Here is a 20,418-nt window from a genome sequence, read left to right as displayed (position 1 = left end):
GATGACGTCTGAAACGGCAGAGAGTGAAGTCATAATCGTCGGTGCAGGAATGGTCGGCGCGACCCTGGCCTGCCTGTTGGGTCAGGCCGGTGTCGACGTGACCCTGATGGACGCCCGCGAGGGTCCCGTGGATGCCGAAGCCGCCGGCCGAGGCGCTGCCGATCCGCGTGTCAGTGCTTTGACGCCCGTCTCGCAGCGTCTGCTCGAGGGGCTTGGGATTTGGCAAGCGATGCAGCAGCGGCGGGTCACGCCCTATCACCACATGCAGGTCTGGGACGCCGAGGGCTCCGGTGAGATCCGCTTTTCAGCCGATCAGGCGGGGTTGCCGGTTCTTGGGCATATTGTGGAAAATGCGGTGGTGCTGGCGGCGCTGGAGGCCCGCCTGGCGGCCCTGCCCAGTGTGCAGCGGCGCTTTGCGGCGAGGGTGGCCGAGTTCTCCAGGGAGCAGGCCACCTCGGTGGTGACACTGGCGGACGGCAGCCGTCTGGCGGCGCCCCTGGTGGTGGCCGCTGACGGAGCACGCTCGCCGCTGCGCGACATGGCCGGCATCAACACTCGCGCCGCCGACACCGGCCAGGTGGCGGTGGTTACCACGGTGCAAACCGAACGCCCGCATGATGGTGTGGCGCGCCAGGCCTTTCTGGCCGATGGTCCCCTGGCCTTCCTGCCGCTGACGCTGGACGAGCACGCCCGCCACTGTTCGATTGTCTGGTCGACCTCGCCGGACCGCGCCGAGCATCTCACCGGGCTATCGTCGGAAGCGTTGGGAACGGAGCTGCGCTCGGGCATCGACGCCTGTCTGGGGCAAGTCGACGTGGTCGATTCGGCGGTGAGCTTTGCCCTGACGCAGCGGCATGCTGAACAATACACGCGGCCCGGGCTGGCGCTGGTCGGCGATGCGGCCCACAGCATTCACCCCCTGGCGGGTCAGGGGGCCAACCTGGGGCTGATGGATGTGGCCGTGCTGGCCGAAGAGTTGCTGGTGGCCCGGCGGCGGGGGCTGGGCTTGGGCGATGAGGTCTGGCTGGCGCGCTATGCACGCCGACGGCGCGGCGACAACGCGCTGATGCTGCGACTGATGGATGCCTTCCGGGTGCTGTTCGGTACCCGGCACCCGGCCTGGACGCTGGCCCGCAATCTCGGGCTCAGCAGCGTCGACCGGCTGGGGCCGCTCAAGCGCCTCTTGATGCAGCAGGCGGCCGGGCGCCGCGGGCGCCTGCCCGCCAGCTGCCGTTGAGCGGGCTCAGCGCTTGCGCTCTTCCAGAACGTTCAGCGCCTTGAGCAGGTTCAGCGCCTCGCCCAGTTGGTAGTCGTCCCGCAGGCGGGCATTCAGGCGGCTGTCAGCGTCGTCATCGCCATTGCCCGCCAGGTGGCCATCCAGATCGGCCTCACGGACCTGCAGGCCGTTGTCCTGGGCCACCTCTAGGCGGCCGCGCACCACCCGCACATCCGGCTCGATGCCCTGGGCCTGGATGGAACGGCCGTCGGGCGTGTAATAGCGCGCCGTGGTCAGCTTGAGAGCTTCGTTTTCGCCCAGCGGCATGATCTGCTGCACCGATCCCTTGCCGAAGCTCTGGGTGCCCATCACCACGCCGCGGCGCTGATCCTGGAGGGCACCGGCGACGATTTCCGCCGCCGAGGCACTGCCGCCATTGATCAGAATGACCAGGGGGACCTCGGGGGCCACGGTCTGGCTGTGGGCGGAGAAGCTGAGCTCGCTGTCGGGCAGCCGGCCTTCGGTATAGACGATACGGCCCTCGCGCATGAAGGCATCGGCCACGTCGACCGCGGCCTGCAGCACGCCCCCGGGGTTGTTGCGCAGGTCGAGCACCAGCCCCTGAAGCGCTTGCTCTTCGGTCAGTTCGTTGAGCGCATTGACGACCTGGTCGGCGGTGCGGGTCTGGAACTGGCTGATGCGCAGGTAACCATAGCCCGGCGAGAGCATGTCGTGCTTGACGCTCTGGGTGCGAATGATCTCGCGCTCCAGGGTGATGTTGCGAGGCCCGTCCTCACCGCTGCGCATGATGGTCAGGCGAACCTGTGTGCCGGGCTCGCCGCGCATCAGGTCGACTGCCTCCTGCAGCGACAGGCCCTCGGTGGGCGTGTCATCGATGCGCAGGATGCTGTCCTGGGCCTGCAGGCCGGCCTCGAACGCCGGCGTGTCGTCGATGGGGGTGATCACGGTGAGCTGCCCATCGCGCTTGCCGACCTCGATGCCGACGCCGCCGAATTCGCCCTGGGTCGACTCGCGCAGGCTTTCGTAGGCCTCGCTGTCCAGATAGGCCGAGTGCGGGTCGAGCTCGCTGAGCATGCCGCGCATGGCATTCTGCAGCAGGGTGGCATCGTCGACCTCTTCCACATAGGCCCGCTTGATGCGTTCGAATATCTCGGCAAAGGCCTGGATCTCGGCGACCGGCAAATCGTCCTCTTGCTGGCCCTCCTGCGCCATCACGCTAGTCAGCGGAGCCAACAGCAGGCAGACGGGGAGCCAGATCGTGATCAGGCGGCGCCATACAGGGGCTTGGCCAGCGGGGCGTAGGGACATGCGGTGTCTCGCAGTTCGTGAAGATGGGGCCAGCATAGCGTGACCAGGGGGGCCAGGAAAACAATCACCGCGGCTTCCCGACGTTTCGCTCCAGCGCGCCGCCAGTTCCCGGCAGCGGGCGACATCAGCGGGCGACGTCAGCGGCTGGCGATCCAACTCTGCGGATCGATGGGATCGCCGGCACGGCGTACCTCGAAGTAGAGTCCCGGGGATGCCTGGCCACCGGAGACGCCCACCGCGCCAATGCGCTGGCCGGCCTGGACCGCTGCGCCGACCTCGGCCGTGAAGTGGCTGAGGTGCGCATGCAGGGTCATGACGCCATCCCCGTGGTCGATGATCAGCAGGTTGCCGAAGCCCCGCATCCAGTCGGCGAATACTACCCGGCCGGCATGCACGGCGTTGACGGCGGTGCCGGCGGAGGCGCGGATCATCATGCCATTGCGATGCACCCCGCGTCCCTGGTGAAAGACCGAGGTGAGCTGGCCCTGTACCGGCCAGGGCAGGTCGCCGCGGGTTTCACCGATCGCCGTGGAGGGCGGTGGCCGCTCCAGCCGCGCCACACGCTCCTGGACTTCCTGCAGGACCCGTTCGGCCTGCTCCTGCTCTGCGTCGAGCGCCGAGAGGCGTGCTTGCCTGGAGTCGTAGCGCTCATTGAGATCGGCGACCAGGGCCTCGCGTTTGTCCATCTGGCTGGCCAGTTCGGCCGAGCGCTCCTTCAGCTCGGCGGCCAGCGTGTCGAGCTGGCGACCGCGTTCGTCGAGTTGCTGCTGGTTGTCGTCGAGGGCTGTGTCCAGCTTGTCGAGCTCCTCGAGACGCTGGTTGCGCGCCTCGGCCAGGCGGTTGAGATAGGTCTGCAGGCGATCGAGGCGGCCTGGGTCGTCCTGGTTGAGCAACAGCTTGAGCTGAGGCGTTAGGCCCAGCCGATAGAGGGCGTCCATCTGTTGCGCCAGGGCGGCCAGTTGCTGCTCGCGTTCCGCCTCCAGGCTGGCGCGCCGCTCCTCGAGCGCCACGACCTCGTCACGCAGGGCTCGCCGCCGGGCCTGGATGTCGTCCAGGCGCCGGTGGGTCTCGGCCAGCGAGGTCTCGATGTCGCGCAGCGCCTGGCTGGCCTCGTCGCGCGCCTGCCGAGTGGCGTCGAGCTCGCGGGTGACATCCTGTATGCGCTCGCCGATGTCATCGAGACGCTGCTGCGCCTCACGCTCCTCGCTCACGGCAAGCACCGGTGATGGGCCGGCGCCCATCAGAGCCAGCACAGCGATCAGCATGCCCGCGACATATCGCACCCGCCACCGGCGCTGCCGCGAGGGCGTAGAGGTCAGGGCCAGCCGAGTCACGGTGCTGTGATCAGAGTCCGGCCGGTCATCTCCTCGGGCACCGGCTGGTCCATCATGGCCAGCAGTGTCGGGGCGAGGTCGCACAGGCTGCCATCATCGAGCAGACGTTTCTGACGCTCACCCACATAGATCAGGGGCACCTGGAAGGTGGTGTGGGCGGTCTGCGGCGCGCCGGTCTGTGGGTGGACCATCTGTTCGGCGTTGCCGTGATCGGCAGTGATCAGACAGGCGCCACCCGCCTTCTCGATGGCCTCGACCACGCGGCCGACGCAGGCATCCACGGCTTCGATGGCCGCCACGGCGGCGTCGAAGTCGCCGGTATGGCCGACCATGTCACCATTGGCGTAGTTGCAGACCATCAGGTCGAAGGTGCCGGACTCGATGGCGGCGATCAGCTTGTCGGTGACCTCGACGGCGCTCATCTCCGGCTTCTCGTCATAGGTCCTCACGTCCTGGGGCGAGGGCACGAGGATGCGCGTTTCGCCCTGGAACTCGGCCTCGCGACCGCCGGAGAAAAAGAAGGTGACATGCGCGTACTTTTCCGTCTCGGCGATGCGCAGCTGGTTGAGCTCACGCTGTTCCATGACCTCGCCCAGGGTGTTGGGCAGGTCGTTGGGCGGAAAAGCGGCCGGGGCCGGAATGTCGGCGGCATACTGGGTCATGGTGACCAGGCTGCCGTTGGCCAGGCTGGGGCGGGTGCGGCGCTGGAAGCCGTCGAAGTCGTCCAGCACGAAGGCGCGGGTCAGCTCGCGGGCCCGGTCGGCGCGGAAGTTCATGAACAGGGCGGCATCGCCGTCCTGCAGCGCCACGGGCGAGCCTGTCGGGGTGATGGCGGTGGCGCTGACGAACTCGTCGGTTTCATCGCGCTCGTAGGCCGCCTGCAGGCCGGCCTCGGCACTCTCGGCGTGATGCGCCGCATGGCCCTCGGTGATCAGGCGATAGGCCTGCTCGACGCGGTCCCAGCGGTTGTCGCGGTCCAGCGCGAAGTAGCGGCCGATCAGCGAGGCCACAAAGCCATTGCCGGCGCCGACCAGCTCGGCCAGTCGGGCGTTGGCGCGTTCGATGGAGGCGTGGGCGCTCTTGGGCGCGGTGTCGCGGCCATCCAGGAAGGCATGCAGGTAGATGCGTTGGGCGCCGCGCTGGGCGGCCAGCTCGGCCATGGCCAGGATGTGGTCTTCATGGCTGTGCACGCCCCCCGGCGACAACAGCCCCAGCAGGTGGACGGCTCGATCGGCGCTCACGGCGGCATCGATGGCATCGGTCAGCACCGCATTGGTGGCCAGTTCGTCGTCCTCGATGGCTTTGGTGATGCGCGTGAAGTCCTGGTAGACGACACGTCCGGCGCCGAGGTTCATGTGGCCGACTTCCGAGTTTCCCATCTGGCCGTCCGGCAGGCCGACATGGCGGCCGTCGGTGTTCAGCAGGGCATGCGGGCGCTCGGCCCACAGGCGGTCCATGTTGGGGGTGTGGGCTGCCTGCACGGCATTGTGCTCGGCATCCGGATTATGGCCGTAACCGTCGAGGATGATCAGGGCTACCGGGCGGGGCGTCGGAGTCGAAGTATCGGTCATCGAAGGGCCTCGTTGTGAAGAAGCGGTGGGCGCATCACCCTGGGCAATGTCCAGATCCTGAGTGAGGTGTGGCCGGTCTGCCTGACGGTTCAGGCCGCAATCGGGGCCTGATCGGGGTCGCGACTTGCCACTGCATACGGCATCATAGCGCACGGGCCCGCCGGGCGTCATTTGGGGCGTCCTCGCACCCCCCTTGCATCATGTATACTGGGCCCGCCGGCACAGGGCCGGCCCGTTCACCGTGCACCCGACGAAGAGTTACCCCGAGCCATGATCGATCAGCTGTTTGAATTTGTGCAGAACCACCCGTTGCTGGTGGGTGCCTTCCTGCTGGTATTGCTCGCCTGGCTGCTTTATGAAGTTCGCAACAGCGGCGCCCATGGCGTGACGACCGGCGAGGCCACCCAGCTGGTCAATCGCGAGGATGCCGTCGTGGTTGATATCCGCGAGGCCAAGGACTTCAAGGCGGGGCATATTGCCGGCGCACGCAACATTCCCCAGGGCAGCATCGATGACCGCATGAACGAGCTCGAGAAGCACAAGAGCAAGCCGGTCATCGTGGTCTGCAAGCATGGCCAGACCGCTGGTGCCGTCCAGAGCAAGCTGGCCAAGGCGGGCTTCGAGCGGGCGTTCAAGCTCAAGGGCGGCATGACCCAGTGGCAGTCCGATGGGCTGCCGCTGGTCAAGAAGTGAAGCGCTTTCCCGATCCATTCACTCTTAAGGACGAATTACTATGGCGGAAGACAACAACCAGGCGGCTGGCGCCAACGGCCAGGCCACCGACCAGCAGGACAAGCCGCAGGTGCAGTTCGCGCTGCAGCGCATCTATGTCAAGGACCTGTCCTTCGAGGCACCGAACTCTCCGGCGGTCTTCCAGCAGCCGTTCAAGCCCAAGGTCGGACTCGACCTGGATACCAGCCACCAGAAGATCGACGAGGACCTCTACGAGGTGGTGGTCAAGATCACGGCCCAGGTGACCCACGCCGAAGAAGGCACGACCTCCTTCCTGGCCGAAGTCGAGCAGGCCGGCATGTTCCGCATCGGCGGACTGGAAGAGAACCAGCTGGACCACACCCTGGGCGCCTTCTGCCCCAATGTGCTCTTCCCCTATGCCCGTGAGTGCATCGACAGCCTGGTCAATCGTGGCGGCTTCCCGCCGCTGATGCTGGCGCCGGTCAACTTCGAGGCGATCTACGCCCAGCGCAAGCAGCGCGAGGCCGAGCAACAGCAGGGCGAACAGGCCACCCAGTAAGCGGTTGGGCTGTTGCACAAGCGGGCGCATTTCATGTCGACCAAGGCCCCTCGTATTCATGTCGCCGCCGAGTTCTCGCCCGGTGGCGACATCGTGCTGCCGGAAGGCCCGGCGCGCCATCTGAGCCGTGTCCTGCGGCTCGGTGTCGGCGCGCCCGTGGTGCTGTTCGATGGCCGTGGGCACGAGGCCGCGGCCGTGCTCACCGAGGCCGACCGCAAGCGGGTGGTGGCGCTTATCGAGCATGTCGCCGCCGGGCAAGGCGAGTCACCGCTGGCGGTCCATCTGGGGCAGGCGATCTCCAAGGGGGATCGCATGGACTACGCCATCCAGAAGGCGGTGGAGCTCGGTGTCACGGCCATCACGCCGTTGTACACCGAGCATGGCGATGTGCGTCTCAAGGGCGAGCGTGAGGCGAAGAAGCTGGCCCACTGGCAGGCCGTGGCCGCCAGTGCCTGCGAACAGTGTGGCCGCGCCACCCTGCCCGCGGTTCACCCGCCACGCAGCCTGGCCGAGTGGTTGGCCGACCGCGACGAGCCGCTGCGCCTGGCGCTGCACCCCGGCACCCCCGGTGCGCTGGATCGTCAGGACAGCCCCGAACGCGCTGCGCTGTTGATCGGCCCGGAAGGTGGGCTCTCCGAGACGGAAATCGACGCCGCCACCCAGGCCGGCTTCCATGCCCTGACTCTCGGCCCGCGCATCCTGCGCACCGAGACCGCCCCCGTGGTCGCGCTGACTCTGCTGCAGGACCGCTTCGGGGACTTATAGCAGGGCGGTGGTCCCCTGCGGCATGCTTTCTGCCACCTTTCCCCTACCGCTGCTGGCAACATCTCTGACGTTGCCTGTCAGGCCTTGTCGCCCAGCGCGGCGATATGGTCCGGCAGGCGGTCATGCTTGCCGTACATGAAGTGGTTTTCCATGCGCTCGGCAAAGCGGGCGGCCTGGGGCTCACGACCCACGGCCATGGCCACCTCACGCACATGCATCGGCGAGGCGCCGCAGCAAACGCCGAGATAGTTGACCCCCTGGGCATGCACGTCGCGGGCGAAGCGGCCCAGTTCATAGCGGTTGCAGAACAAGGGGTCCAGCGCCGTCGGGAAGGCGCGGCCATGGGGAGACGGGCAGCTGCACCCCGGGTCGTCCGAGAGGTTGAAGAAGGTGGGCTCCTGCTCGGTGGTGCGATAGGTCACCGGGAGGGCCGCCACATGGCAGTCCACGGCGGCACGAATCTGCTCGATCCATGGCTGCATGGTATCCGGCCCCCTGAAGCAGTTCAGGCCGACCACGCTGGCGCCGTTGCGCTCCAGCGCGACACAAGTCTCGACAATGCCGGGGCCATCGACCAGGCGGTTCTCGGCCATCGGCGCCAGGGTGATCACGGCCGGCAGCCCCCTGGCCTTGATCGCTTCCAGGGCCGCCTGCGCTTCGCCGGCATAGTAGAAGGTTTCGCCGATGATGAAGTCGGCGCCTTCCTCGGCGGCCCATTGCACCATCTCATCGAACATGGCGCGCACGCTCTCCTGGGAGGCAGGGTCGTCCGGGTCCCAGACATTGCTGTTGGAAATGTTGCCGGCCATCAGGTTGCCGGGCTGCTCATCGGCCACCCTGCGGGCAATTTGCAGGGCCGCGCGGTTCAGCGGCTCGAGCAGTTCCTCCTTGCCGATCACGCGCATTTTTTCGCGGTGGCCATTGTAGGTGAAGGCCTGAACAATGTCGGAGCCGGCATGCTGGAAATCGCGGTGCAGGGCTTCCAGGGCGTCGGGACGCAGCAGCGCCACTTCGGGCACGAACTCGCCGGCCGAGAGATAACCGCGCCGCTCGAGCTCGAACAGAAAGCCTTCGGCACAGATGAGGGGGCCCTGGTCGAGCCGCTGGGTGATCAGATCGTCTGCCATGAATGAATGTCTCCCCGCTGGTTGGTGTCTGCCATGAGAGCGCATTCTGACAGTCTTCTCGCCATGAGCACCAATGAAGGTTTCTCCCGCATCAGGTGAATGAAATTCATGTGGTGGGCGATCGAGGTGCCATGACGGCATACCTGGCAGGCAACGGCGGCTTTTGCTGGCGGCGCCTTCGCGAGACAATGCGCAGACACTCCCGATCGGTATGCCCGTCATGTCTGACTCTCGCCATCGTCCCGCCTCGCCTGCCGGCCACTCCCGCCGCGAGCCAATGCGCCGCTCCCGGGAGCCCAGGGCGAACCTCGGAGATGTGGCCTACCTGCCGGTGGTCACGGTCAACGAGACAGGGGCCTTCCTGGACTGGGGGCACTCCCGTGACCTGTTGCTGCCCTATGGCGAGCAGCGCTTTCATCCCACTGTCGGGCGGCGTGTGCTGGTCAAGATTTATGAAGATCAACAGGGGCGCCCGGTGGCCAGCCAGCGTCTGGATCGGCATGTTGCCGACGTAGCGGAAGGCCTGAGTGCCGGGGATGAGGTGGCGCTGGTCATCGCCGAGGCGACGGATCTGGGCTACAAGGCCGTGGTCGAGCGGCGTTTCTGGGGCCTGCTGTATCGCGATGAGGTCAACCGGCCCCTGCGCCGGGGGCAGGGCGTCACCGGCTATGTAAAGCGGGTACGCGATGACGGCCGCCTGGATCTGTCGTTGCTGCCGAGCGGTTCGGCGCGCCTGGATGTGGTCGGCGAGTCGGTGCTCAAGGCCCTGCGCGAGAGTGGCGGCTATCTGCCGCTGGGTGACAAGAGCTCGGCGGCGGAGATCAAGGCGCGCCTGGGCGTCAGCAAGAATGCCTTCAAGCAGGCCATCGGCCGCCTCTACAAACAGGGTGTCATCCGCCTGGAGCCGACCGGCATCCGCCTGGTGCCAGGACAAGGATGATGCCCGAGGCCGATGCCGGGTAGTGCGGCATATCCGGCGATAGGTCTATGAGGAGGCGTACAGCAACTCAAGGTAAAGCGCGCCGGGGGCAGGCCGAAAAGAAGTTCATTTGCCATGAATGGCAAATGTAGCGCCCAGGGATGGGTTCATAGCGCCTCGATGCCTGGCCTTGGTGACCCTGTCGCCCATGCGGCATACTGGTCGTCTTCTTCCCTCGATGCCGGAAACCGATGCGATGAGCCAAGCTCCCCTCAAGGTTGGCGTGGTGATGGATCCCATCGCCGATCTCAGCTACAAGAAAGACACCAGCCTGGCGATGCTCTGGGCCGCCCAGGATCGCGGCTGGTCGCTGTATTACATGGAGCAGGAAGACCTCTTCCTGCAGGACGGCCGGGCCCATGCCCGCCGGCAGGAACTGGAGGTCTTCCGTGATCCCGAGCACTGGTATGCGCTGGGCGAGTCGCGGGTGGCGCCCCTCGCCGAGCTCGACGTGGTGCTGATGCGCAAGGACCCACCGGTGGACGGCCGTTTCCTGGACGCCGTGCACCTTCTGGGCTTCGCCGAGCGCGAGGGCGTGCTGGTGGTCAATCCCACCCGGGCGCTGCTTGCGTGCAACGAAAAGCTCTTCGCCCAGCAGTTCCCGCAATGCTGCGCGCCGACCCTGGTTGCCTGCCGCGATGCCGAAATCCGTCGCTTCCATGCCGAGCATGGCGACATCATCCTCAAGCCGCTGGACGGCATGGGCGGCAGCGGCATCTTTCACATCGGCCCCGAGGGCCGCAATCTCGGCTCGGTGATCGAGCTGCTCACCGAGCGCGGCCAGCGTCAGGCCATGGCGCAGCGCTACCTCCCGGAAATCAAGGACGGCGACACGCGCATCCTGCTGATCGAGGGGGAGCCGGTGCCCTACGGGCTGGCGCGGGTGCCCTCGGCCGGCGAGACCCGGGGCAACCTGGCCGCCGGGGGCCGGGGCGTCAGTCGCGAGCTCACCGAGCGCGATTACTGGCTGGTCGAACAGGTCCAGCCGATGATCCGTGACAAGGGGCTGATGTTCGTGGGGCTCGATGTCATCGGCGATTTCATCACAGAGATTAATGTGACCAGCCCGACCTGTGTGCGCGAGATCGACGACCAGCGCGGTACCGACATCGCCGGGTCACTGATGGATGCCATCGCTCGGCGTACGGCCGGGTAGAGGTGATACAATCCCCGGGTAATGCCGAAAGGGCATCGCAGGGTGGCAGGTGTCGAGCCTGCCGCCCCGACCCGTTGATTCGGCGAAGGTAAACATGACGGCGTTCGACAATACCGCCGGGGAGTCTCATGCAAAGTCTGAAAAATCACTTCCTGATGGCCATGCCGCATCTGGAAGATTCCAATTTCGCCGGCTCGCTGACCTATCTGTGCGACTACGACGAAAAGGGTACCATGGGCGTCATCGTCAACAAGCCCCTGGAGCTGACCCTGGATTCGCTCTTCGAGCAGCTCGAGCTCGAGGGTAACGAAAGCCCGTACCGCAACGAGCCGGTCTACTATGGTGGCCCGACCCACAAGGATCGCGGCTTCATCCTCCACGAGGGCAGCAGCGAGACCTGGGATTCGAGCCTGCAGGTCTCCGAGGACATCGCCCTGACAACCTCCATGGACATCCTCCAGGCCCTGGCCAGAGGCGAGGGTCCGACGCGTTTCCTGGTCTGCCTCGGCTGTGCCGGCTGGGAATCCGGCCAGCTCGAGTCCGAGCTCAAGGACAATGCCTGGCTCACCGTGGAAGGGCGTTCCGATATCCTCTTCGAGGTCGAACCCGAGCAGCGCCTGACCGCCAGTGCTGGCGTCCTGGGCGTGGATCTCAACCTGATGACCCGTGAAGCGGGACATGGCTGACAGGCCGGCTCCTCATGACGCCTGGGCCCGCCGGGCAGATGCCGGCCGTGGCATGCGCCCCCCTCTGGATGCGGGATGCGGGGGCAGGGCGTGAGCGCGCCGCGCTTGATCCTCGGCTTCGACTTCGGCACGCGGCGTATCGGCGTGGCGGTGGGCAACGAGCTGACCGCCAGCGCCCGGGCGCTGGACTCGCTGCCGGCGCGGGACGGCATTCCCGACTGGCAGCAGGTATCGCGCCTGATCGAGGAGTGGCAGCCCGATCTGTTCGTGGTCGGCCTGCCGCTCAACATGGACAACACCGAAAGCGTCATGAGCACCCGGGCGCGCAAGTTCGGCAAGCGCCTCTTCGGCCGCTATGGTATCCCCTGCGAGATGGCCGACGAGCGTGGCTCCACCCGGGAAGCCAAGTCCATCGCCCGCGATGCCGGGCATCGCGGCAACTACCGTGACGATGGCGTCGACGGCCTGGCCGCGGTGCTGATCCTCGAAGGCTGGCTGGCCGACCGGGAGGGCCTGCCGCGCCGAGAAGGTGGTTGATCACCGGCGGCGCCCCTCACTCGATACCCGGATACGCGGCGACTCTAGCCCGAAGTGGCTTCCGCTCGCTGTTCCTCTTCGTCCCGGTATTTGGCCACGAAATCGCCGATCTCGAGGCAGGTGAAGCGCTCGATGAAGAAGGCCAGGGTAGCCGGGCGCTGAAAACGCCGCACGAAGTGCTCGGCCGTCTCCCCCTGACCGCGTATCACGCTCGCCCGGTAGTGGTCGCCCTTGTGGGTGATACGGACACTGGCGGGGCGTGGCACCTGCTGACGGTCCACCTCCAGCTCCTGCTGCTGTTCGAGCAGTGCCGCCAGGGCCTGACCACCCTGGCGCTCCCCCGTAGTGGCCCACAGGTCCTGGTCGCGCTGGCCATAGTGGAACAGCAGCAGGGCCGCCGGGGCGCTGAAGATCAGGCCGGCCAGTAGCCAGGTGAGCTCGCCGCTCGAGGGCGAGGCACTGATGATCAGCCACATCTGGGCCGCCATGCTGACCACCAGCAGGCCGGCAAAGGGCTGCCAGGTGCGGCAGTTGAAGACCGGCCGTTCGAGGAAGTAGCCCCACAGGCCGGCAATGGCCACGCCGCCCAGTGCCAGCTGAAAGAGGGCCAGAGGGGGGCCGCCGCCTATCAGCATGGCCACAAGACCCACGGCTAGCAGTCCCGTATAGAAAATGGCCAGCAGGATATAGGCACGTTGCAGGTTCATTGGCTCGCCTCCCCGGTTGCCGTTGCCGATCTGCGCCATCGGTTGCGTTACCAGTTTAGGCGAAACTCGCCGATCGGGCCCGGCCGATGGTGTCAGCGCTCGACGTCGTTGACGCCAAACGTCTTCGGTACGAACCAGCCGACATCGCGCATGTCTCGTTCGACCTGGTCCTCGACCTGCAGCAGGGTGGCAAAAATCGCCATGCGCATGGGGATGCCGTTGTCGGTCTGACGAAAGATCGCCAGGCGCGGGTCGGCGTTGAGGTCTACGTCCAGGTCATTGGCATCCGGGCGGCTGTCGCGCGGCAGCGGGTGCATGACGATGGCGTGGTCGTTGACGCGTTGGTCCATGAAGGCCTTGTCTACGGTGTAGTCCCGGGACAGGCTGAAGCCCTCGCTCATCTCGGCGGTGAAGCGTTCCTTCTGGATACGCGTGGTGTAGACCATGTCCACATCCGAGTAGTCGGCGGCCAGGCTTTCGCGAGTCTCGACTCGGTGGCCCCGCGAGGCCACCAGGTCGAGCAGATGACGCGGCATCTCGAGGCCCGGCGGGGCCACCAGACTGATGCGCATCGGCGGGTAGAGCGACAGCAGCTTGATCAGCGAATGCACGGTTCGGCCGTACTTGAGGTCACCGGTTAGCAGGATATGGGCGCCGGCCAGCGACTTGCCACGCAGCGCGAATTCCTTGTCGATGGTGTAGATGTCGAGCAGCGCCTGGCTGGGGTGCTCGCCGGGGCCGTCGCCACCGTTGATCACCGGCACATTGGTGGCCTCGGCAAACTCGGCCACTGAGCCCTGGTCGGGGTGGCGCATGACGATGGCGTCACAGTAGCCGCTCATCACTCGGCTGGTGTCATACAGCGATTCGCCCTTGGCCATCGACGAGAACGTGAAGCCGGTGGTATCGCAGACGCTGCCACCCAGGCGGCAGAAGGCCGCATGAAAGCTGACACGCGTGCGCGTACTGGCCTCGAAGAAGAGGTTGCCGAGCACCGCTCCCTCCAGCACCCGGGTGACCTTGCGCCGCTGGGCGATCGGCTCCATGCGGGAAGCGACCCGAATCAGGTGGTCCACATCATCGCGTGACAGGGAATCGACGGAAAGCAGGTGGGAACTCATGCGGGCCTCGGCTGACGGTGGAGATGGCCCGCCCAGTGTAACGCCACGGCGAAGCGGCTTCACCGTCTCTCGGGGGCAGTGCCGTTCTGGCGGCGTTGAGCAGCGGCGGGGCGGCGCCAGGAACGCTATGCTGTAGGCCTGTGAACGCCATTCGACACGAAAGATCTCATGACAGCGTCATTGCTGCGCTATTACCTGCTGGATGTCTTCACCGCCACGCCCCTGGCGGGCAATCCGCTGGCCGTGTTTCTTGACAGCGAAGCGTCGCTGTCGAAGGTGATGCCGGACATCGGCCAGTGGGTGCAGCACATCTCGCCGAGCGGCGTCGAACAGGTCTATCTCTACGTGGCGAACGGAGATTCCCTGGCGACGCGCACCTTCATTCGCGCCTTTGCCGGCTTCAAGAAGGATCCGGCCACCGGCAGTGCGGCGGCGGCCCTGGTTCGGCTATCTGGGCACCCGGACGCGCCGCAGCGGCGGTAGCTGGCGCATCCGCCAGGGCGTCGACATGGGGCGTCCCAGCGAGATTCAGGTGAAGGCGCGCCGCGAGGATGACCAGACCTTGGGTCGAGGTCGGCGGCGCCGCCGTGCCGGTCGGCGAGGGTGCCTTCTATCCACAGGACTGAGTTATCCACAATACCTGGTACCAAGGGCCACGCCTCGCCTCAAACGGCATCCGGCTGCGCGCCGGGGGCGGCGCGCTGGAAGGCGTCCAGGGCCCGGGCGTTGTCGGCGATCCGCGTGATCCGCGGGTAGGCCGAGAGGTCGCAGGCGAAGCGTTCGGCATTGAAGACCTGGGGCACCAGGCAGACATCCGCCAGGCTCGGCGTATCGCCATGACAGAAGTCGCCGCTGCCGGCCTCGCGCGTCAGCATGGCCTCCAGGGCGGCAAGGCCGCGGTGGACCCAATGCTGGTACCAGGCCAGCTTGGCGTCGTCACCGGCTTCGAGGTCCTTTACCAGGTATTGCAGTACCCTCAGGTTGTTCAAGGGGTGAATGTCGCAGGCGATGGCCTGGCACAGCGCCCTGACCCGGGCACGCGATTCGGCGTCTTCGGGCAGCAGGGCGGGCGTCGGGTAACGTTCCTCGAGATACTCGCAGATCGCCAGCGACTGGGTCAGCTGGCGGCCGTTATCGGTGACCAGCACCGGCACCAGGCCCTGGGGGCTGTGGGCGTGGTAGGCGTCGTGGTGCTGCTCGCCCCGGGCCAGGTTGACCGCGACCTGCTCATGCGCCACGCCCTTCAGGTTGAGGGCGATGCGCACCCGGTAGGCGGCGGACGAGCGGTAATAGCCGTAGAGTGTCGTCATTGGCCTGCCTCCTCGAGATTCACTGTGACTGATATGGCACGACCTGCTGGTCGATGGCGCCAAAGATGCTCTGGCCGTCGCGGTGGAACATCTCGAGGCGCACCCGGTCGCCGAAGCGCAGGAAGGGGGTTCGGCTTTCACCGTACAAGATCGTCTCGACCATGCGCACCTCGGCCAGACAACTGTAGCCGACGCCGCCGTCACCGACCGGCTTGCCGGGGCCGCCATCCGGGTCCGGGTTGGAGACGGTGCCCGAGCCGATGATGGCACCGGCGCCCAGGTGCCGGGTGCGGGCGGCATGGGCGACGAGCTCGGCAAAGCCGAAGATCATGTCGGGCCCGGCCTCTGGCTGGCCGAATGTCTCGCCATTGAGGTGCACGGTCAGCGGCAGGTGGACGCGGCTGTCCTGCCAGGCGTCGCCCAGTTCGTCCGGTGTCACGCAGATCGGCGAGAAGCTGGAGGCCGGCTTGGCCTGGAAGAAGCCGAAGCCCTTGGCTAACTCGCCGGGGATCAGACCGCGCAGACTGACGTCGTTGACCAGCATGACGAGCTTGATGTGCTCGGTGGCGGCCGCGGCGTCGACGCCCATGGGCACGTCGTCGGTGATCACCGCCAGCTCGCCCTCGAAGTCGATGCCGTGCTCCTCGCTGACGGCCTCGATGTCTGCGGTGGGGGCGATGAAAGCGTCACCGCCGCCCTGGTACATCAGCGGGTCGTGCCAGAAGCTGTCGGGCATCTCGGCATTGCGTGCCTGGCGCACCAGCTGCACATGGTTGAGGTAGGCCGAGCCGTCGGCCCAGTTATAGGTGCGTGGCAAGGGGGAGTGCAGGGCACTCTGATCGAGATCGAAGGCGCCCTCGGCCGTGCCGTCGTTGAGCTGGGCGTAGCGCTGCTCGAGGCGTGGTGCCAGCGTTACCCAGTGCTCGATGGCGGCCTGCAGGGTCGGGGCGATATCGGTGGCGCGCACGGCGTGGGTCAGATCGCGAGAGACCACGATCAGTTCGCCGTCGCGGCCCTGGTTGAGAGAAGCGAGTTTCATGGGTGTCTGTCCTGTGCTGTCAGAGGGAGTGTGGATGTCGATTGCTGGAAAGTGATGAGCTTTTCCGTCGACAAGACTCCGCGAGGGCGCTGTAAACCCATCCCTGGGCGCTACTTTTGCCATCCATGGCAAAAGACCCTCGCTGCGTCTTGTCCCCGGCGCTCATCACCGCCGCTAGCTAGGAACCGATTCGTTAAATGGTCGGCTATTCGCCTCATCAGATCGATAAACTTGTCGCGAAATCCGTGATTCTCGCGACGATCGGTCAAATCCGACAGGCTCAGCGCGTCGTCGGGTCGAAGTGGCGGCGCAGCGTCGACCACACATCCACGTAATCGCGCTGGCGGAAGTCGGCATCCAGCGCGGCTTCGGTGGGGTGGAAGACGTAGCGGCTCTCGAACATGAAGGCCAGGGTATTGCCCAGGTACTGAGGCGTCAGCTCCGCCGTCGAGGCCTTCTCGAAGGTATCGGCATCCGGGCCATGGGGCGACATGCAGTTGTGCAGGCTGGCTCCCCCGGGGCGGAAGCCCTCGGCCTTGGCGTCATAGGCGCCGTGCACCAGCCCCATGAACTCGCTCATCAGGTTGCGGTGGAACCACGGCGGCCGGAAGCTGTGTTCGGCGACCATCCAGCGCGGCGGAAAGATGACGAAGTCCAGGTTGGCGGTGCCCGGGGTCTCCGAGGGTGAGGTCAGCACCGTGAAGATCGACGGGTCCGGGTGGTCGAAGCTCACCGTGTTGATGGTGTTGAAGCATGCCAGGTCGTACTTGCAGGGCGCGTAGTTGCCGTGCCAGGCCACCACATCCAGCGGCGAGTGGTCCAGGTGCGTGACCCAGAAGCGACCGGAAAACTTGGCCACCAGCGCGATGTCACCCTCGATTTCCTCATAGGCGGCCACCGGGCTCTGGAAGTCGCGGGGGTTGGCCAGGCCATTGGCGCCGATCGGCCCCAGCTCGGGCAGCTCCAGCGGTTGGCCATGGTTCTCGGCGACATAGCCACGAGCCGCCTCGCTGCCGTTGGCCAGGCGCACCTGAAACTTGACGCCGCGCGGGATCAGGGCGATCTCGCCCGGCGCGACCTCGAGTTCGCCAAACTCGGTGCGCAGGCACAGCTCGCCCTGCTGGGGCACGATCAACAGCTCGCCGTCGGCGTCGTAGAAGAAACGCTCGGTCATGTCGCGGTTGCAGGCATAGAGGTGCACCGCACAGCCCTGCTGAGCATCGGCATTGCCGTTGACGGCCACCGTCAGCAGGCCATCCAGGAAGTCGGTCGCGGTCTCCGGCAGCGGGACCGGGTCCCAGCGCATCTGGTTGGGGTCGGCAGCGGGCTGGTCGAGCGGCGCGGTGGCCACTCTGGGCATGGCCAGCGGCGCATAGGCGCTCTGCACCACCGAGGGGCGAATGCGATACAGCCAGCTGCGCAGGTTGCGATGACGTGGCGCGGTAAAGGCGGAACCGGAGAGCTGTTCGGCATACAGGCCGTAGGGGCAGCGCTGAGGCGAGTTCTGGCCGGTTGGCAGCGCGCCGGGCAGGGCCTCGCTGCTGAAATGATTGCGGAAGCCGGGTTGATAGTCGAGGGATCTTGTCATTGTGATGACCTGTCGGGCTTGGTTTCAAATGAAACTATATGAAGAAGAGTAGCCGTATATGGTTTCATGTGCAACCATTCGGCCGGGTCACATGCTTGGCCCGTGCCGATGGCATCATCCGGCGCCTCATCCAATACCGAAACCGTTGCGGGACTTTCCTCATGGCCGAACACAGATCGTCAGCGGACTTCGACCTGGAACACTTTTTGCCCTATCGCCTGGACCGACTGGCGGATCGCGTCAGCGAGGCACTGGCACGCCTGTATGAGCATGAACATGGCTTGAACGTGGCGCAGTGGCGCGTGCTGGCCTGGTTGCACCACCAGCCGCCAATGACCGCCAAGCAGATCCGTGACGCGACGCGCATGGACAAGGCGCGGGTTTCGCGCGCGGTGCAGGCGCTGGAGGGCAGGGGGCTGGTGTGGCGTCGGCCGTCGCCGCATGACCAGCGCTGGCATGATCTGCGCCTCAGCGAGGCGGGCCAGCAGCTGATGGCCGAGCTGATTCCAAGGGTGCGCGAGCGTGAAGCACAACTGCTGGCGCCCCTGACGTCGCAAGAGCGTGAGCAGTTGCTGGAGATGATGGCACGCCTCGAGCGGCCGTTGCAGGAAGGTTGAGCGCCGGGGCCTGGCTCAGCGCGGTACTTCGTCCGCCGCCGGGACCCGCCCGCCGAGGCGGGCCGTGATGTCGTGAGCGGTTTCACGTACCAGCTCGCCCAGCTCCAGCAGGCGCGGTTCGGGAATGCGTGCCATGGGCCCGGACACCGAAATAGCCGCCAGCGGCGTGCCGTGTTCGTTGTGAATGCAGGCCGCCACGCAATGCAGGCCCACGGCATGCTCCTCGCGATCACAGGCGTAACCGCGTTGTCGTACCTCGGCCAGGCTGGCGTAGAGGGCCGCGGTGTCATTCAGCGTGCAGTTGGTGATGCTCGCCAGGCCCTGCTCCTCGAGGATGCGTTCGATCTCGTCCTCCGGCAGCCAGGCCATCAGGGCCTTGCCCACGCCGGAGGCATGCAAGGGCGCGCGGGAGCCTAGGCGGGTGATCATGCGCATCATCTGGGGCGACTCGCTCTGGGCCAGGAAGACCGCCGTGCCGCCATCACGGATGCCCAGATTGGACGTCTCGCCGGTCTGCGCGGTCAGTCGGCGCAGGAAGGGCCGGCTGGTGCCGATGAAGTCGCGGGCTTCCAGGAAGCTGTTGCCGATGCGAAAGGTCTTGACGTCGACCTTCCACACACCCAGCTCGTTGTCCTGGGTCACGTAACCCTGGCTCTGCAGGGCCTGCAGCAAGCGGTGGGTGGTCGAAGGCGCCAACCCCGACTGCTCGGCCACTTCCGAGAGTGCCAGGCCGTTGGGACAACCGGCCAGCAGCTCGAGCAGGTTCAGCCCGCGCACCAAGGACTGGCTGTGCCCGCCGCTGGTTTTGCCGGTTGCCGGTCGTCCTGCTGATCGTCGCTTGCCTTCGCTCACCTGAATCCCCGCTTGTCATCGCCTCGGCTGTCGAGTCGCCAGCATACCGTGTCGCCCCGCCGCTGTCTTGCCGGCGAGGTTCCGCCTGCGTGGGTCGCGTAGCGGTAGATAGGGAAAGCGCTGGCGTGGTGACCTACTCGCCCTTCATCTGCCTGGGGTCGCGGCCCAGCGGATGAGGTTCGCCGCGCTGCCTGGCCAGCTCGATCTGTTTCTGGCGTTCGCGGGCGGCGGCGCGGGTCTTGTCCGGCAGGGCGTCGATGCAGTGCGGGCAGCTGACGCCGGGTTCATAGCTGGCGGCCTGCTGGTCCTCGGCGGAGATCGGCATGCGGCAGGCATGGCACTGGTCGTACTCGCCTTCGCTGAGGTCGTGGCGCACCGTCACCCGGTTGTCGAAGACGAAGCAGTCGCCGCGCCACAGTGAGTCCTGCTCCGGCACCTTCTCCAGGTAGTTGAGGATGCCGCCCTTGAGGTGATAGACCTCTTCGAAGCCTTCGTTGAGCATGAAGCTGGAGGCTTTCTCGCAGCGGATGCCGCCGGTGCAGAACATCGCCACCTTCTTGTGCCGACTGGGGTCGTAGTGTTGCTTGACGTACTCCGGGAACTCGCGAAACGACTTGGTCTGCGGGTCGATGGCGCCCTCGAAGGAGCCGATGGCCACCTCGTAGTCATTGCGGGTATCGATCACCAGGACTTCCGGGTCGGCGATGACGTCGTTCCACTGCTCGGGGTCGACATAGGTGCCGGCCTGAGTGTTGGGATCGACATCGGGCACGCCCATGGTCACGATCTCGCGCTTGAGCTTGACCTTGGTGCGGTAGAAGGGGTGGGCGTCACAGAAGGATTCCTTGTGGTCGACGTCGGCCAGGCGTGGGTCGCGGGCCAGCCAGGCCAGCAGGGCATCGATGCCCTCGCGGGTGGCTGAGACGGTGCCATTGATGCCCTCGCGGGCCAGCAGCAGGGTGCCTTTCACGTCATGCTCGAGCATGGCCTGGCGCAATGGTTCGCGCAGGGCTTCGTGGTCATCCAGGGTGACGAACTTGTAGAGGGCGGCAACGACGATGCGCCCCGGGTCTTGAGATGTGGACATGCGGATCTCCTGGTTGTCGTCCTCGCAAAGGACGGACCGGGGTTGGTGTGAGGCGTATTCTATCCATCCCGTGCGGTGTTCGCACCTCGGGACGGCACGCCCGAGGCTCTGACACCATGACCCCGGCACGGGGCCGGGGTCGTCG

Annotated in this window: 21 protein-coding genes; 10 read left to right on the top strand and 11 right to left on the bottom strand. The window is 66.3% G+C overall.

Translation table 11 applies throughout. From position 1 onward, the window contains the following. Position 1 precedes the first annotated feature (1 nt). On the top strand, positions 2–1,237 hold the full coding sequence (locus QWY74_RS03130; RefSeq protein ID WP_264826012.1) for a UbiH/UbiF/VisC/COQ6 family ubiquinone biosynthesis hydroxylase: 1,236 nt from the start codon (positions 2–4) through the stop codon (positions 1,235–1,237). 6 nt (positions 1,238–1,243) lie between these two features. Here QWY74_RS03130 and QWY74_RS03125 read toward each other — a convergent pair whose 3' ends face one another. From QWY74_RS03125 to gpmI, 3 genes are all read right to left on the bottom strand, one after another. Continuing rightward, a complete protein-coding gene (locus QWY74_RS03125; protein ID WP_264826011.1) occupies positions 1,244–2,545 on the bottom strand; it encodes a S41 family peptidase in 1,302 nt (433 codons plus the stop codon). 137 nt (positions 2,546–2,682) lie between these two features. Continuing rightward, positions 2,683–3,810 (bottom strand): murein hydrolase activator EnvC family protein, encoded by a 1,128-nt coding sequence (locus QWY74_RS03120; RefSeq protein WP_290313707.1) that lies wholly within the window; start codon positions 3,808–3,810, stop codon positions 2,683–2,685. Positions 3,811–3,875: 65 nt separating this feature from the next. Next, the gene (gene gpmI, locus QWY74_RS03115; RefSeq protein WP_264826009.1) at positions 3,876–5,450 is read right to left on the bottom strand and encodes a 2,3-bisphosphoglycerate-independent phosphoglycerate mutase; all 1,575 of its coding nucleotides are present in this window, start codon (positions 5,448–5,450) and stop codon (positions 3,876–3,878) included. 270 nt (positions 5,451–5,720) lie between these two features. On the opposite strand from gpmI, the gene QWY74_RS03110 reads away from it, so the two are divergent. The 3 genes from QWY74_RS03110 to QWY74_RS03100 are packed head-to-tail and all read left to right on the top strand — an operon-like array spanning position 5,721 to position 7,467. After that, positions 5,721–6,143, top strand: a complete 423-nt coding sequence (locus QWY74_RS03110) for a rhodanese-like domain-containing protein (RefSeq protein ID WP_290313706.1) — start codon at positions 5,721–5,723, stop codon at positions 6,141–6,143. Between the two features lie 40 nt (positions 6,144–6,183). Continuing rightward, a complete protein-coding gene (gene secB, locus QWY74_RS03105; RefSeq protein WP_290313705.1) occupies positions 6,184–6,702 on the top strand; it encodes a protein-export chaperone SecB in 519 nt (172 codons plus the stop codon). 33 nt (positions 6,703–6,735) lie between these two features. Further along, positions 6,736–7,467 carry a 16S rRNA (uracil(1498)-N(3))-methyltransferase gene (locus tag QWY74_RS03100; protein ID WP_264826004.1) on the top strand — a complete coding sequence of 244 codons (732 nt, stop codon included), beginning with the start codon at positions 6,736–6,738 and terminating at the stop codon, positions 7,465–7,467. A gap of 77 nt (positions 7,468–7,544) precedes the next feature. Here QWY74_RS03100 and QWY74_RS03095 read toward each other — a convergent pair whose 3' ends face one another. Beyond that, positions 7,545–8,594 carry a homocysteine S-methyltransferase family protein gene (locus tag QWY74_RS03095; RefSeq protein ID WP_264826003.1) on the bottom strand — a complete coding sequence of 350 codons (1,050 nt, stop codon included), beginning with the start codon at positions 8,592–8,594 and terminating at the stop codon, positions 7,545–7,547. Positions 8,595–8,814: 220 nt separating this feature from the next. Here QWY74_RS03095 and QWY74_RS03090 point away from each other — a divergent pair, with 220 nt between their 5' ends. From QWY74_RS03090 to ruvX, 4 genes are all read left to right on the top strand, one after another. Continuing rightward, positions 8,815–9,534 carry a CvfB family protein gene (locus QWY74_RS03090; RefSeq protein ID WP_435389111.1) on the top strand — a complete coding sequence of 240 codons (720 nt, stop codon included), beginning with the start codon at positions 8,815–8,817 and terminating at the stop codon, positions 9,532–9,534. A gap of 235 nt (positions 9,535–9,769) precedes the next feature. Beyond that, positions 9,770–10,729 carry a glutathione synthase gene (gene gshB / locus QWY74_RS03085; RefSeq protein WP_264826002.1) on the top strand — a complete coding sequence of 320 codons (960 nt, stop codon included), beginning with the start codon at positions 9,770–9,772 and terminating at the stop codon, positions 10,727–10,729. A 128-nt stretch (positions 10,730–10,857) separates the two neighbouring features. Next, positions 10,858–11,415, top strand: a complete 558-nt coding sequence (locus QWY74_RS03080; RefSeq protein ID WP_264826001.1) for a YqgE/AlgH family protein — start codon at positions 10,858–10,860, stop codon at positions 11,413–11,415. A gap of 90 nt (positions 11,416–11,505) precedes the next feature. Continuing rightward, positions 11,506–11,952 (top strand): Holliday junction resolvase RuvX, encoded by a 447-nt coding sequence (gene ruvX / locus QWY74_RS03075; protein ID WP_264826000.1) that lies wholly within the window; start codon positions 11,506–11,508, stop codon positions 11,950–11,952. Between the two features lie 44 nt (positions 11,953–11,996). Here the strand turns inward: ruvX and QWY74_RS03070 are convergent, their stop codons facing one another. Then, the gene (locus QWY74_RS03070) at positions 11,997–12,659 is read right to left on the bottom strand and encodes a hypothetical protein (RefSeq protein ID WP_264825999.1); all 663 of its coding nucleotides are present in this window, start codon (positions 12,657–12,659) and stop codon (positions 11,997–11,999) included. Between the two features lie 92 nt (positions 12,660–12,751). Beyond that, entirely contained in the window at positions 12,752–13,780 is a 1,029-nt protein-coding gene (gene pyrB, locus QWY74_RS03065; RefSeq protein ID WP_264825998.1) for an aspartate carbamoyltransferase, read from the bottom strand. Between the two features lie 168 nt (positions 13,781–13,948). Between pyrB and QWY74_RS03060 the strand changes: the two genes are divergently transcribed. Beyond that, the gene (locus QWY74_RS03060; RefSeq protein WP_264825997.1) at positions 13,949–14,263 is read left to right on the top strand and encodes a PhzF family phenazine biosynthesis protein; all 315 of its coding nucleotides are present in this window, start codon (positions 13,949–13,951) and stop codon (positions 14,261–14,263) included. A gap of 182 nt (positions 14,264–14,445) precedes the next feature. Here QWY74_RS03060 and maiA read toward each other — a convergent pair whose 3' ends face one another. From maiA to hmgA, 3 genes are all read right to left on the bottom strand, one after another. Continuing rightward, a complete protein-coding gene (gene maiA / locus QWY74_RS03055; protein ID WP_264825996.1) occupies positions 14,446–15,090 on the bottom strand; it encodes a maleylacetoacetate isomerase in 645 nt (214 codons plus the stop codon). A gap of 19 nt (positions 15,091–15,109) precedes the next feature. Then, the gene (locus tag QWY74_RS03050; protein ID WP_290313704.1) at positions 15,110–16,129 is read right to left on the bottom strand and encodes a fumarylacetoacetate hydrolase family protein; all 1,020 of its coding nucleotides are present in this window, start codon (positions 16,127–16,129) and stop codon (positions 15,110–15,112) included. A gap of 280 nt (positions 16,130–16,409) precedes the next feature. Further along, positions 16,410–17,717 carry a homogentisate 1,2-dioxygenase gene (gene hmgA, locus QWY74_RS03045; RefSeq protein WP_290313703.1) on the bottom strand — a complete coding sequence of 436 codons (1,308 nt, stop codon included), beginning with the start codon at positions 17,715–17,717 and terminating at the stop codon, positions 16,410–16,412. Positions 17,718–17,878: 161 nt separating this feature from the next. Here hmgA and QWY74_RS03040 point away from each other — a divergent pair, with 161 nt between their 5' ends. After that, complete coding sequence (locus QWY74_RS03040) at positions 17,879–18,334, top strand: MarR family winged helix-turn-helix transcriptional regulator (protein WP_264825993.1); 456 nt, start codon at positions 17,879–17,881, stop codon at positions 18,332–18,334. A 15-nt stretch (positions 18,335–18,349) separates the two neighbouring features. On the opposite strand, the gene QWY74_RS03035 is transcribed toward QWY74_RS03040, so the two are convergent. Further along, positions 18,350–19,186: an IclR family transcriptional regulator gene (locus QWY74_RS03035; protein ID WP_264825992.1), complete on the bottom strand. Its 837-nt coding sequence runs from the start codon at positions 19,184–19,186 to the stop codon at positions 18,350–18,352. Between the two features lie 133 nt (positions 19,187–19,319). Further along, positions 19,320–20,273, bottom strand: coding sequence for an oxygen-dependent tRNA uridine(34) hydroxylase TrhO (gene trhO, locus QWY74_RS03030; protein WP_264825991.1), 954 nt, complete (start codon positions 20,271–20,273; stop codon positions 19,320–19,322). Positions 20,274–20,418: the final 145 nt, after the last annotated feature.

Origin of the sequence: Halomonas almeriensis, assembly GCF_030409235.1 — a bacterium.
Lineage (GTDB): Bacteria > Pseudomonadota > Gammaproteobacteria > Pseudomonadales > Halomonadaceae > Halomonas > Halomonas almeriensis.
The sequence above is the reverse complement of the archived record's forward strand: the minus strand, read 5'-3'. Positions and strand labels throughout refer to the sequence as shown.